This window comes from Faecalibacterium sp. 9, assembly GCF_048320955.1.
GTDB lineage: Bacteria > Bacillota > Clostridia > Oscillospirales > Ruminococcaceae > Faecalibacterium > Faecalibacterium wellingii.
The window spans coordinates 378,457-391,694 of sequence record NZ_JBLWGB010000001.1 but is presented as its reverse complement, the minus strand read 5'-3'; the positions used below and the strand labels follow the sequence as shown (position 1 = coordinate 391,694).

The window sequence follows — 13,238 nt, the reverse complement described above, 5'->3', positions numbered from 1 at the left end:
TTGTGTTTTCGGGGATATTGCCGCTCGGGGGAAGATAGAGGGTCTCCTGAGTGCAAATGAAGCGTTCCTACGTGCGATCGGCACGGGGAACACCGCACACGCCAAAAGGTTCTGGTGGCCTTGCGGCATCACATTCGTGGGAGGTATGAAAAGTTATGTTCAGCTCCGTCAACACCTGTTGGACGCTGGTTGCAGCGTTCCTTGTCTACTTCATGCAGGCGGGCTTCGCTTTGTGCGAAGCCGGTTTCACCCGTGCCAAGAACACCGGTAATATTCTGATGAAGAATATGATGGACTTCTGCATCGGCACCCCGTGCTACTGGATCATCGGCTTTGGCCTGATGTTCGGCGGCACCGGCGCACTGATCGGCGGCTTCGACCCGTTCATTCAGGGCGATTACAGCCATCTGGGTCTGGATATCCCGCTGTGGGTCTACATCGTGTTCCAGACCGTGTTCTGCGCAACGGCTGCCACCATCGTCTCCGGCTCCATGGCCGAGCGCACCAACTTCAAGGCTTACTGCGTTTACTCTGCTGCGATCTCGCTGGTGGTCTACCCCATCTGCGGCCACTGGATGTGGGGCGGCGGCTGGCTGCAGAGCATGGGCTTCCATGACTTTGCAGGCTCCGCAGCAGTCCACAACGTGGGCGGTGTCATCGCTCTGCTGGGCGCATGGATGCTGGGTCCCCGCATCGGCAAGTACGACAAGGAAGGCAAGCCTCACGCCATTCCCGGCCACAACCTGACCGCCGGTGCTCTGGGCGTGTTCATCCTGTGGTTCTGCTGGTTCGGTTTCAACGGCGGCTCCTCTCTGAGCCTTGCCACCGACGAGGCCATGACCATGACCGGTCTGGTCTGCTTCAACACTAACCTTGCCGCGGCCGTTGCCACCTGTGTGACCATGATCTTCACTTGGCTGCGTTACGGCAAGCCCGATGTTTCCATGACCCTGAACGGTTCTCTGGCCGGTCTGGTGGCGATCACTGCAGGCTGCGATACCGTTTCTCCCTTCGGCGCATTCTTCATCGGCTTTGTGGCCGGCTTGCTCGTTATTCTGAGCGTTGAGTTCTTCGATAACATCGCCAAGGTGGATGACCCTGTTGGTGCAGTTTCCGTCCACTTTGCAAACGGCGTGTGGGGCACCATTGCGGTGGGCCTGTTCTCCACCGGTGCCAACACCGAGCACGCCGGTCTGTTCTACGGCGGCGGTCTGGCACAGCTGGGCACCCAGCTGCTGGGCCTCGTGACCGTTGACATCTACGTTGTGATCGTGATGTTCATTGTCTTCAAGCTCATCGATAAGTTCATCGGCCTGCGCGTTCCCGCAGAGGTGGAGATCGACGGTCTGGACATCCACGAGCATGGTCTGGCATCTGCCTACGCCGGCTTCTCCATCTCCGATGCAAACTCTGCTGTCATGGTGCCCAACGAGAACACCGACCTCGGCGAGGACGACGTGACCAGGGCAACCGACAAGCAGATCAGCGCTGCAGTCCCTGTGGTGCGGGAAGCTTCTCCCGTGATCCACGATGGCGTGTACGACACCGGTATGCACAAGGTGTCCATCATTGCAAAGCTCTCCAAGTTCGACCAGCTCAAGACCGCCCTCAACGATCTGGGTGTCACCGGCATGACGGTCACGCAGGTGATGGGCTGCGGCATCCAGAAGGGCACCAGCGAGAAATACCGCGGCGTCCCCGTGGATACCACCCTGCTGCCCAAGATCAAGGTGGAGGTCATCGTCTCCCGCATCAGCGTGGATGCTGTGGTGGAGGCTGCCAAGAAGGCACTGTACACCGGCCATATCGGCGACGGCAAGATCTTTGTGTACAACGTGACCCGCGTGGTCAAGATCCGCACCGGCGAAGAGGACTTTGCCGCCCTGCAGGATGTGGAGTAAAGCTCCGAAATCTTAAACGGCAACCAGATCAAAGGCCCTGCTTCTGCGCACAAAGAAGCGGGGCCTTTGGCATTTGTTTTACCGGGCATGTGAAAGTTGTATAAGATCCTTTGCCGTTCTTTGGTTGACATTGATAGAAAAACATGTTATGTTTTGGCGCGTATAGACAAAATCAGATCGAAATTAAGAGAGGTGTGGGGAAGAAACATGTGGAAAATAAAGGAATGGTTCCTGCATTATAAGGAAGCGATCCGGGTCTCGCTTCTGGCGCTGTTCCGGTGGACGCTTCTGGCTGTGTGCACCGGCGTGCTGTGCGGCGGCATCGGAACGCTGTTCCATCTGGCAGTGGAATGGGTGACCGAGCAGCGCGCAGAGCAGGTCTGGCTGCTATGGCTTCTGCCTGCGGCAGGCATCGCTATCACGGCTCTGTATAAGGTGACGGGCTGTGTCGGCAAGGGCACCAACGATGTGCTGCGGGCCGTGCAGGACGGCAGCTCGGTGACGCCGTGGCTGGTCCCGGCCATCTTTCTGGGCACTGTGCTCACCCATCTGTGCGGCGGCTCGGCCGGCCGCGAGGGCGCAGCGCTGCAGATGGGCGGCAGCATCGGCTGGAATATCGGCCGGGTGCTGCACTTCAACAATCATGACTGCCGCACGGCTACCGTGTGCGGCATGGCGGCATTTTTTTCGGCGCTGTTCGGCACGCCGCTGACCGCGACCCTGTTTGCGATGATGGTGGTGGATGTGGGCCTGATGCTGACCGTGGCCTTCGTGCCGGGCTTTCTGGCGGCGCTTATTGCATACGGCATCTCGCTGAAGGCCGGCATTGCGCCCACACGGTTTGTGATGGAAGCGCCGCCGCTGGATGCCTGGACGGTGGTGCGCACCGCCGTGCTGGCCATGTGCTGTGCGGTGGTGGCGGTGATTTTCTGCCAGATGCTGCACTTTTTTGAGCATGAGATCCCCAAACTGCTGCCGAATCCGTGGGTGCGGGCTGCTGCAGGCGGTGCGGCTGTGGTGGCGCTGTCCTACCTGATGGGGTTGGGCCGCTATAACGGTGCCGGCATGGATGTCATTATGGATGCCGTTGAGCTGGAGCAGGCTCTGCCGTGGGACTTTGTGTGCAAAATGGTGCTTACAGTGCTGACCCTGAGCGTGGGCTTCAAGGGCGGCGAAGTGGTGCCGAGCTTTTACATCGGCGCAACGTTTGGCTGCGTGGTGGGACCGCTGCTGGGGCTCCCGGCGGGCTTTTCTGCTGCAGTGGGTCTGGTGTGCGTCTTCTGCGGGGCGACCAATACGCTGGTGGCTTCCATTGTACTGGCGGCTGAGCTGTTCAGCGGGGCCGGGTTTGAGCTGATGGCGCTGGCCTGCGGCCTGAGCTATATGTTCTCCGGCTATCACAGCCTGTATTCCAGTCAGGGATTCCGCACCAGCAAGCTTTTTTCGGAATTCCTGCAGCCGAAGGAAGAAAAATGAAGAAAAAATTTCATGGCTGCGTCTCTTGATTTTTTCCGCGGGACGTGCTACAATCAGCGTAGTTTCATCCTGTAAAAGCGATGATGCGGACAAACTGAGTTCCCGTTCTTCCATGACCCAGAGAGGGCTGCCCCGCAAGGGTGCTGCAAGCAGCCTGCCATGTGCCGGAGCTCTACCACCGCAGAGCGCAGAGGAGAACCTCTGCCGGGTGCGCCCGTTACAGCACAGCGAGTGGCACGCAGAGGCGTGCAATTCGGGTGGAACCGTGGAACGTTTCTGACTTTTTCAGGCGCTTCATCCCGTGAGTAAGTGTGCGGGATGAAGCGCTTTTTTGTTTTACTTTATCTGTCAAAGGAGCAAACATTATGAAGATCATCTATAAGGACGGCCATGTGGACGAGTGCCCGCAGGACCAGGAACTGCACGTTATCCGCCACACCGCAGCCCACATCATGGCGCAGGCCATCAAGCGCCTGTATCCGCAGGCTGACTTTGCCTTCGGCCCTGCCACCGAGAACGGCTTCTACTACGATGTCGATCTGGGCGACCAGAAGCTCAGCGACGAGGATCTGGCAAACATCGAAAAAGAGATGCGCAAGATCGTCAAGGAGAACCTGCCCATCAAGCCCTTCATCCTGCCCCGCGCCGAGGCCGTGAAGCTGATGGAAGAGCGCAAGGAGAACTACAAGATCGAGCACATGGCGGATCTGGCCGAGGAGACCGAGTTCAGCTTCTTCCAGCAGGGCGAGTACGTGGATATGTGCATCGGACCCCACCTGACCTACACCAAGGCGCTGAAAGCCTTCAAGATCACCCAGCAGTCCGGCGCATACTGGAAGAACGACAAGGAAAACAAGATGCTCACCCGCATCAACGGCGTGGCCTTCCGCAATCAGGAAGAGCTGGACGCATGGGAGAAGGAGCAGCAGGAGGCCCGTGAGCGCGATCACCGCAAGATCGGCAAGGAAATGGGCCTGTTCATGACCGACGATCTGGTTGGCCGCGGCCTGCCCATGTTCCTGCCCGCAGGCTACACCGTCTGGCAGGAGCTGGAGAACTATATCAAGGAGAAGGAGCGTGCACGCGGCTACCTGCACGTTATGACTCCCTGCATCGGCACTGTGAACCTGTATAAGACCTCCGGTCACTGGGATCACTACCGTGAGAACATGTTCCCCGCCATGGAGATGGAGGGCGAGAGCTATGTTCTGCGCCCGATGAACTGCCCCCACCACATGATGATCTACGCAAATCGTCCCCATTCTTACCGTGACCTGCCCATGCGCATCGGTGAGATCGCCCACGATTTCCGTTACGAGTCCTCCGGCACCCTGAAGGGCATCGAGCGCGGCCGTCACTTCTGCCAGAACGATGCTCACCTGTTCTGCACCCCGGAGCAGATCAAGAGCGAAGTGGCCGATGTCTGCAACCTGATCTTTGAGACCTACAAGGACTTCAACATTACCGATTACCGCTGCGTGCTGAGCCTGCGTGATCCTGCCGATAAGAAGAAGTATCACGACGATGATGCCATGTGGAACCATGCAGAGCAGGCCCTGCGCGAAGTGCTGACCGAGCTGGGCATCCACTTCACCGAGGAGATCGGCGAGGCTGCCTTCTACGGCCCCAAGCTGGATGTAAACGTCAAGCCCGCCGTGGGTGCCGAGTACACCCTGTCCACCTGCCAGCTGGACTTCTGCCTGCCCGCCAAGTTCCACCTGACCTACGTGGACAAGGACGGCACCGAAAAGACCCCCGTGGTGCTGCACCGCGCCATCCTGGGCTCTCTGGACCGCTTCATGGCCTACCTGATCGAAGAGACCAAGGGCAAGTTCCCCACCTGGCTGGCTCCCACGCAGGTCAAGGTGCTGCCCGTCTCCGAAAAGACACTGGACTACGCCGAGGGTGTGACCGAAAAGCTGGTGGAAGCCGGTGTCCGTGTTGTGCTGGACGACGACAACCAGAAGATCGGCTACAAGATCCGCGAGGCACAGCAGGTGGACCGTGTGCCCTATATGCTGGTTCTGGGTGCCAAGGAAGCCGAGGCCGGCAACATCTCGGTGCGTGACCGCAAGGGCGAGACCACCACGATGGAGCTGGATGCATTCATCGCAAAGGTGACTGCCGAGATCCGCAACCGCAGCCTGTAAGCAGACACTGCAAAACACAAAGCGCCGCTTTCCCGGCAGGGGAGAGTGGCGCTTTTTTGCATAGCAACAACGAATGTAAGCATCCGTATGGATGCCGCAAACTGAAAAATAAAAAATACCGCTGCCTTGACTTTTTTGCAAGGATGCATATAATAAGGGTAGAGAAAGTTGATAGAGATTGAGGATTGCATCGGTCTCACACAAAAGTGAACCCCCTCGGAGTTGCCGCTCCAAGGGGGTTCTTGTGCTTACTTGCCCTTGCGGTGACTATCAAGCCACTTGCACAGATAGTTTGCCGTTACCTGCGCTGCGACAGCCACGAGAAAGTTGACTAAAATTGAGTTCATCGGTCCTCACCCCCTTCTGATGCCAGAATGGGAAGGGCAGCGTGACCAGTATAGCACAAAAATCGACAGTGTGCAATTTTTGGCAAATCACAACACATAAACGGGAAGGCCCTGTTCCGATCGGAACGGGGCCTTCTCTTATGTATATACTCCGTAAAGAGAGTTACGCGTTTTCCTTCTGGACGCTCTTGACGGCCAGAGCCTTGGCGGGCTTCATCAGCAGCACGCACACGCCATTGAAGAGGACCGAACCCACGATGAAGGTGATGAAGAACTGGGGCAGGTGGGTGGCCAGAGCGGTGGTGTCGATGCAGGCCACGGTCAGGTAGGCAAAACCCACGTTGTTCAGCACCTTGGGTGCGTAGGGGTGCAGGATGATGAGGATGAACAGCACCACGGCCAGCGGGATGAGGAAGCCGAAGAATCCACCCAGCACCGGGGTCAGGGCCGTGATGGAAAGCAGGGCGATCACAGTGAGGATCAGGCCCACAAGGCCACCCAGCTCAACGGTGACGAAGCGATCCTTCACATCGCCTTCCAGCGTGAACATCATGATATTGCTCAGGAAGATCAGCCAGCTGTACTCCATGCCGGTCACATGGATGATGGCGTTGGCGATCAGGATCCACACCAGCAGCATCAGGCGGAAATACAGCAGAAAGCGCTTGGTAACGGCTTCATTCATCATAAAATACCTCTTTCTTGGTTGGATTGGAAAGCAATGCTTTCTCTTCGAGATGCATTTTGACAGGCAAAACCTGCGGTGAATGATACCAGTATACAATATTTACATCGTAAAAACAATACTTTGCAAGCATAAATTGCATATTTTGGAAATTTTAGCTTGCGGAACGAGGAGACGATTGAAAAATGGCTCCGCTTCGCTCTGCCATTATCAGCGGAATGAATTTTATATTTTTGAGTTTGTCGCGGCCTGCGGGCCGCGACAAACTCATTTTCACACAGAGGCCCAAACGGATAGCTCCATTTGAAATGGAATGTTACAGTTGTCCATCACGATTTTTCTTGTGAAAATGACAGAGCATAGCGGAGCCATTTCAAATTGTTTTTCTGTCCAAAATGGAGTATAATGAGACCATGAATATTCTGCCGCGGCTGCGGCTCAGATACGGGAGGAACCTTATATGAAAAAACCGGTACTGGTGGTCATGGCGGCTGGCATGGGCAGCCGTTACGGCGGCATGAAGCAGATCGACCCGGTGGGCCCCAATGGTCAGGTCATCGTGGACTATTCCCTTTACGATGCCCGCCGCGCAGGCTTTGAGACGGTGATCTTTGTCATCAAGCATGAGATCGAGGACGCCTTCAAAGCAGCCATCGGCGAGCGGGTGTCCAAGGCGATGCAGGTGAAATACGCCTTCCAGCAGCTGGACGAGCTGCCCGCAGGCTTTGCCGTGCCGGAGGGCCGTGTCAAGCCCTGGGGCACCTGCCACGCCGTTCTGGCTGCAAAGGACCTCATCGACGGCCCCTTTGCGGTCATCAATGCCGATGATTATTACGGCCCGGAGGCTTTCCGGGTGATGTATGATTACCTGTCCACCCACGAGGACGGCAGCTATTACGACTACTGCATGGTAAGCTATCTGCTCCGGAACACTGTCTCCGAGAACGGCAGCGTGGCCCGCGGCGTGTGTGTGACCGACCCCGACGGCACCCTGCACAGCGTGACCGAACGCACCCGCATTGAAACGTACGAGAACGGCGTGCACTTTACCGAGGACGGCGGCGAGAGCTGGACCGACCTGCCCGGCGATACCCCGGTGAGCATGAACCTGTGGGGCTTCGGCAAAAGCTTTCTGGATGAGGCTGAGCAGCGCTTTGCAGGCTGGCTGACCGAGAATCTGCCCAAAAACCCGCTCAAGTGCGAGTATTTCCTGCCGCTGGTCGTCACAGAACTCATCGAAGAGGGCAAAGCGAAGATCCAGGTGCTGCGCAGCACCGATAAATGGTACGGCGTCACCTATCGCGAGGACAAGCCGCTGGTGGTGGAGGCCATCGCCCGCAAAACGGCAGAGGGCCAGTACCCGGAAAATCTGTGGGCCTGACCATCTTGACCATTTAGAATGGCCTCCGCGTGCGCTCTGGCCATAATCAGTGGAATTATTATTTTTATTTTGAACTCCAGAAAAATCTGCGGAACGTGTCGGGGCGAGGCCCCGCCATCTTGCTAAAAGCAAGACCGTTCTGCCACTTGAAAGCCCCACTGGGGCTTTCATTGCTGCGCAAACGCGGATTTTTCTGGAGTTCTTTTTCACGGGGAGGGGGTCGAAATTGGCAAATGCTGCTGCCCTGCACAACTTTTCTGTAAAAACAAAAATCGGAAACGACCGCAGTCGTTTCCGATTTTTTCTTTAACGTTTAATCATTTATTTTGACTGGGGGGGGGTAAGGGATGCCCCTTCATCCGAGAAGATCCAGAGCGTTTCATCGATATGAGAGCCGCTCCTGGAGTAGGGCGTCACCTTGACGCGGAAGGTGGTGCCATCAGTCTTTTTATAGGTGTGCTCCACGATGTCGCCGGTCAGGACCTTGCTGCGGATATAGTTGTAGTCCAGCAGGTCTGCCAGACTCTCGCGGTAGGCGGGCTGCACCTGCGTATCACGGTACTGCTGCAGAACGGCGAGGAAAGAGCCGCCGGAGGTGTCCAGAATTTTCTGGAAATAGTCCGGGATGATCACACCGCGCATACGGTCGGTCTTCAGGTCCACAACGAACACGCTCTTGAACTTGGGGGCAAGGACCCGCAGGAAGTGCTCGGCATCCCGCTTTTCGGTCAGGGTCTGCTCCAGCTTCTCATTCAGGCCGCGCAGCTGGCGTTCCTGACCGTTGCGGGCGTAATAGGCCTGCTTGTCCTGCCGCATGGCAGCTTCGGCCTGATTTATGGCGTCGTCCAGCCGGTGCAGGTCATTGGTGTTCTGGATGCCCACCGAGATCTCGTACTCCTTCTCGCGCAGGAAAGCACGCATTCTGTCCACAGACACCCACACACTGTAGGGGGGCTGGTTCGGGGTGAGGATCACAAATTCGTCACCGCCGATGCGGTAGATGCGGCTGGAAGCAAAGAACTTGCGGGCCGCATTGGCAATGAAGCAGAGCATGGAGTCACCGCTGCGGTGGCCCAGATGGTTGTTGATCTCGTGCAGGCCCACCACGTCGATGTAGGTGCACACCATGGAGTCGTATTCGCTGGACTGCAGCGTCCGCAGATCGGTCTCAAAGAGGCTGCGGTTCAGCAGGCCGGTCAGGGTGTCGTGGCTGTAGGAGAAGTCCAGCTCCTCGCTGAGCTGGTCGGCCTGTGCATCCTCACGCACCACCACGGTGGCCCAGGGGTTCTGGGCGCAGCAGTTGCGGCAGGGCAGAAACTCCATGGTGATCCACACGAACTGGCCGGACACGTTTTTGCGGAAGCGGTAGGCCTCCGGCTGCTGGGTGCTGAAAACAGCGGAGCGCAGGGTCTCCAGATCGGTCTGGTCGGTAAACATTTCCGCGTCGTCCGGGTGGATCACCTTGTTCGTCACCATGCGCTCACAGTAAGCGGCAAAGTCCTCCTCGGCGTCCGAACCGGCACCGGGCAGGCGCGGATCCCGCTTGATGACCCGGTATTCGCCGGTGGAAAGGTTCAGCAGGGAAAGCTCCAGCACATTGTCTGCAAAGATCTGGTAGGCCTGCAGCGCCAGTGCGGTCTGCTCACTGTCGGAGACGGGGACCCGGCGGTCACGGCGCAGCAGGTCGCGGCGCATATCCCAGTAATCCTCGCTGTTGGGCTGGGCCAGCAGGGCCTCGGCGTTCTCCACCGGCATGGGCTTGTAGAAATAATAGCCCTGCGTATACAGGCAGTCGGCGGCCTGCAGCATGGAGACCTGCTCCGGCGTTTCCACGCCCTCGGCGATGATGGGCAGGTTCAGGCGGTGGGCCATATCCACCACCGATTCCACGATCTGCACGCCCTTGCTGCGGTTCTGCTGGTTCATGTCGATGAGCTTCATGTCCAGCTTGATGGCGTCCACATTGGTGTCCTTGAGCATGTTCAGCGAAGAATAGCCGCTGCCGAAGTCGTCCATCATCACAGAGAAGCCCTTGCGGTGCAGGCCCTGAATGGCGTTTTCCACCAGAGAAGTATTTTCGGCCAGCATGGTCTCGGTGATCTCGGCCAGCAGGAGCTTGGGCTCCAGCTGATATTTTTCCACAAGGTCGGAGAAGATCTGCGGCACATCCAGATTGACGATATCCACCACGGAAACGTTCACGGATACCGGCACAAGATTGCTGCCGCTCTCCTGCCACTTGTGCAGGGTCTTGCAGACGGATTCCCAGATGTACTGGTCCAGCTGGGTCACAAGGCCGGTGCTTTCCAGCAGGGGCATGAACTCAGACGGGGGCACGCAGCCGCGGGTGGGGTGGTTCCAGCGCACCAGTGCTTCCATGCCCACGATGGCGCGGGTCATGCTGTTGCACTTGGGCTGCAGAAAGAAGCAGAACTCGTGATTTTTCAGGCCGTGTTCCAGCTCGCTCAGCAGCTGGCGCTGCTCCTTGATCCGGCTGAGCATGGTCGGCGTAAAGCGGTGCACACCGCCCACGGCCGGGCAGGGGTCTACCGACGCGATCTGCGCATAGCTGCACAAGGTCTGTACGTCGGCGTCCGGATGTTCGGCCACAGGGCACACACCAAAAGACAGGAAGGAGGTAACGTCCTGCCTGTGGCTGTTCACGCAGGTCTGCAGCTGGCTGATAATGGCCAGCTGCTGCTCCTTGTCGTCCGGCAGGCAGAGCACAAAATCGTCACTGCCAAAGTAGCCCACCGGAGAACCGGTCACCTTGCTGTGCTCCAGCAGAAGGGCGGCAAGGGACAGCAGCAGGTTGCGCGCCTGCGGAGCACCGTACAGCTCGGTATACAGTTTGAAATGCTCGAGATCGATGGCGGCAACACACCAGTTCTCGCCCTTGTGCTGCGCCAGAAACTCCTGCAGCTGCTGCAGGAAGTCGTCTTTGCGAGCGATCCGTGCAAGCGCATCGGGCTGCGGTGCGCTGACATTTTCATTCAACTTTAGTTCTTCGGACATTGTAAATCCCTCGCTGTTAGACGTTTTCGACAAAATATGTCATTCTGTAAGACAGTATAACACGATTTTAAACCTTTGGAAATAGATATTTAAAACTTTATAACAAAAAGAACGGAACGCCGGTCGGGTCCGGAAGACAGGGCATAAAAAGACCGCTGCACGGGATGCAGCGGTCTTTTGGGCGGCAGTCTCAGGCGTCCCTGCGGGTGTCGGAGTCGGCTTTCTTCGGTTCTTCTTTGGAACTTTCCCGGCGGGCAAGACCAAGGCGCAGGGCCTTGAGGGTGGTCTTTTTCACGCCGTGCTTCAGGCCGGGGAAGGCGCGCAGCATGCGGCGCGGGCCCACGATGCGGGGGGTGCGCAGCAGCTGGGCCTGCATTTCGTCGCTGCGGGCCTGCAGCTCCTCGGCCAGCTGTTCCAGACGCAGCAGCTCGGCAGCGCGCTCCACCGTGCCCTTGGCGGCCAGCTGTGCGGCTTTGGCGGCTTCGGCCGTGTTGAGCTTGGCGATCTCGGAAGCATGCTTTGCGGCCTCGCGGGCCTCATCGGTCTTGGCGCGGACGGCAGCCAGCGTTTCACGCAGGGCACGCTTTTCCGGTGCGGCCTCGCGAGCCTCGGCGGCAGCAAGCTTGAGCTGCAGGCGCTGCTCGTCCAGCTTCTGGTCGGCGTTCAGGGCGGTGGTGCCCAGCAGCTGGGTCATGGCGTCGCTGACGGCATGGATGCTGTCGGCCAGCTGTTCCATGGCGTCCAGCGTCTGGGCCAGACCGGAGGCGGCAAAGGCCGTAACGACCACGTCTGCCGCGTAGACCGCATAGAGCACACACATGACAACAAGGCCGATAAAGGGCGGGACCATATCCACAAGACCAGCGACGACCGGGTGGACGATGCGCATGACCACCAGCGTGCCCACGCCCCACAGCAGGCTGAACTGCAGGCAGATATAGCCGCCGATGTTGAAGGGAAAGTCGCTGTAGTCCCACCAGCGGGTGTGATAGAGCTTATACAGTGCCCAGCCGCCCACCAGCTCCAGCGCACTGGGCAGGATGACGCCGCCGATGTACAGCAGCAGGACGCTGCCCTGCAGAGGGGTCAGGGCGAACAGTACGATGATCATGCCGAAGCCGTAAATGGGGCACACCGGGCCGTTGAGAAAGCCGCGGTTCACCAGCTGACCGGTGGTGGCGGCGGCAAAGATGACCTCCAGACACCAGCCGGTGCAGGAATAAATGAGGAAGAAGGCCAGCACATGGTACAGCGAAAAGCCGCACACTGTGGTGGTCGTGAGAAAGTTGAGCATAAAACACCTCCTGTGAGAATCATGCTGCTGTGCAGGTCAGTTCTGCTTTTGTACGATCTTGTATTCGTCGCCCGGCTCAAAGAACGGGCAGGCAGCTGTGCTGCGGGAAAGATAGCGGGCCATCTCGTCCTCGTCCAGACAGCCGCCCTGCGCACAGTACCAGCTGCCGTACTCGTCCTGCACATTGTTCAGGCAGATCTCGCAGGGGTCATTCATTGCCTTCGCCTTCCTGTGCAGCCCGGGCTTCGGCCTCGGCGGCTTCGCGGGCCTGACGCTTGAGGATCTTGGGCTCGATCCAGGTCACGCTGGCGGGGTCCGGGTTCTTGCGGGCGATCAGGGCCTTGATCTTGATGCCCATTTCGGTGAACATGCCCTCGTGCTCGGTGCGGATGTTCCACTCCGGCTCGTTCTCGTGGAGGTCGTAGGTCATCCACTCGATGTCGTAGCCGGAAGCGGGGAAGTATTCCAGACTGTCGCGGAACAGATCATCGTCGTCGGTCTTGAAGTAGATCTCGCCGCCGTCCCTGAGGAACTCGCGGTAGTTGATGAGCTGGCGTGGGTAGGTGAGGCGGTGCTTGTGGGAAGAACCGTTCTTGCTCCACGGGTTGCAGAAGTTGATGTAGATGCGGCTGACCGTATCCTCGGCGGTAATGACCCCCTTGATGCGCTCGATGTCGGTGCTCATGATCTTCACGTTGTCGATGGGGCGGCCCGCAGCCTGATAGGCGGCTTCGATCTTGCGCTTGGCGAGGATGAGCACCTTATCGGTGATATCGATGCCCAGATAGTTGTTTTCCGGGTGAGCGCAGGCCAGCTGGGAGAGGAAGCCGCCCTTGCCGCAGCCCAGTTCCAGCACAAAGGGCTGCTCCGGGCGGGCGTACTGACCGTGCCACTTGCCGCCCCAGATCAGCGGCTCATGCACATGGAAGTCGGCTGCCATCAGCTCGTCGTGGGCATAGGGTTTGAAACGCATTCTCATAGTTTGTTGT

9 protein-coding genes are annotated in these 13,238 nt (G+C 58.2%); 4 read left to right on the top strand and 5 right to left on the bottom strand.

Going from position 1 to position 13,238, the window contains the following annotated elements; translation table 11 throughout:
* Window positions 1-155: 155 nt before the first annotated feature.
* The 3 genes from ACKXF9_RS01850 to thrS all read left to right on the top strand — a co-directional run bounded on the left by ACKXF9_RS01850 (window position 156) and on the right by thrS (window position 5,527).
* The gene (locus ACKXF9_RS01850; protein ID WP_418265123.1) at window positions 156-1,901 is read left to right on the top strand and encodes an ammonium transporter; all 1,746 of its coding nucleotides are present in this window, start codon (window positions 156-158) and stop codon (window positions 1,899-1,901) included.
* Window positions 1,902-2,108: 207 nt separating this feature from the next.
* On the top strand, window positions 2,109-3,377 hold the full coding sequence (locus ACKXF9_RS01845; protein ID WP_418265122.1) for a chloride channel protein: 1,269 nt from the start codon (window positions 2,109-2,111) through the stop codon (window positions 3,375-3,377).
* A 365-nt stretch (window positions 3,378-3,742) separates the two neighbouring features.
* Window positions 3,743-5,527 carry a threonine--tRNA ligase gene (gene thrS / locus ACKXF9_RS01840; RefSeq protein WP_418265121.1) on the top strand — a complete coding sequence of 595 codons (1,785 nt, stop codon included), beginning with the start codon at window positions 3,743-3,745 and terminating at the stop codon, window positions 5,525-5,527.
* 510 nt (window positions 5,528-6,037) lie between these two features.
* Here the strand turns inward: thrS and ACKXF9_RS01835 are convergent.
* Window positions 6,038-6,562 carry a hypothetical protein gene (locus tag ACKXF9_RS01835; RefSeq protein WP_418265120.1) on the bottom strand — a complete coding sequence of 175 codons (525 nt, stop codon included), beginning with the start codon at window positions 6,560-6,562 and terminating at the stop codon, window positions 6,038-6,040.
* A gap of 457 nt (window positions 6,563-7,019) precedes the next feature.
* On the opposite strand from ACKXF9_RS01835, the gene ACKXF9_RS01830 reads away from it, so the two are divergent.
* Window positions 7,020-7,940 carry a nucleotidyltransferase family protein gene (locus ACKXF9_RS01830; RefSeq protein ID WP_348584773.1) on the top strand — a complete coding sequence of 307 codons (921 nt, stop codon included), beginning with the start codon at window positions 7,020-7,022 and terminating at the stop codon, window positions 7,938-7,940.
* A gap of 321 nt (window positions 7,941-8,261) precedes the next feature.
* Here ACKXF9_RS01830 and ACKXF9_RS01825 read toward each other — a convergent pair whose 3' ends face one another.
* The 4 genes from ACKXF9_RS01825 to trmB form a co-directional block, all read right to left on the bottom strand.
* Window positions 8,262-10,955, bottom strand: a complete 2,694-nt coding sequence (locus ACKXF9_RS01825) for an EAL domain-containing protein (protein ID WP_418265119.1) — start codon at window positions 10,953-10,955, stop codon at window positions 8,262-8,264.
* Between the two features lie 190 nt (window positions 10,956-11,145).
* Entirely contained in the window at window positions 11,146-12,249 is a 1,104-nt protein-coding gene (locus ACKXF9_RS01820) for a putative ABC transporter permease (protein ID WP_418265118.1), read from the bottom strand.
* A gap of 36 nt (window positions 12,250-12,285) precedes the next feature.
* Entirely contained in the window at window positions 12,286-12,465 is a 180-nt protein-coding gene (locus ACKXF9_RS01815) for a DUF6472 family protein (protein WP_097777082.1), read from the bottom strand.
* A complete protein-coding gene (gene trmB, locus ACKXF9_RS01810) occupies window positions 12,458-13,228 on the bottom strand; it encodes a tRNA (guanosine(46)-N7)-methyltransferase TrmB (RefSeq protein WP_418265117.1) in 771 nt (256 codons plus the stop codon). The genes ACKXF9_RS01815 and trmB overlap by 8 nt, the downstream gene beginning before the upstream one ends.
* Between the last annotated feature and the right edge of the window lie 10 nt (window positions 13,229-13,238).